Consider the following 286-nt stretch of genomic DNA (forward strand, 5'->3'; position numbering starts at 1 on the left):
ATGCGCTCGAAACGACCGAGCTTCTTGATATCGATATGGATCATCTCGCCAGGATGCTCGCGCTCGTAGCGTCGGATCGGCTCGGCCGGTTCGATATCCCGCAACCGCGACAGTCCGGCACGCTTGAGAACCCGGCTAACGGTGGCGGGCGAGACGCCGACCTCATGGGCGATGTGCTTGCCGGTCCAACGTTGCCGCCGCAGCGCCATGATGCGCTCGGCGATCAACGCAGCGGTGGCCTGCGGCATATGGGCGGGCCGCGAGGAACGGTCGATCATGCCGGCCC

1 protein-coding gene is annotated in these 286 nt (G+C 65.7%); it reads right to left on the reverse strand.

The features are described from left to right. A partial coding sequence (locus EN807_RS34875; protein WP_135938112.1) for a helix-turn-helix domain-containing protein occupies positions 1–286 on the reverse strand: 286 nt, incomplete at both ends.

This window comes from Mesorhizobium sp. M5C.F.Ca.ET.164.01.1.1, from assembly GCF_004792125.1.
In the GTDB taxonomy this organism is placed as follows: Bacteria; Pseudomonadota; Alphaproteobacteria; order Rhizobiales; family Rhizobiaceae; genus Mesorhizobium; species Mesorhizobium wenxiniae.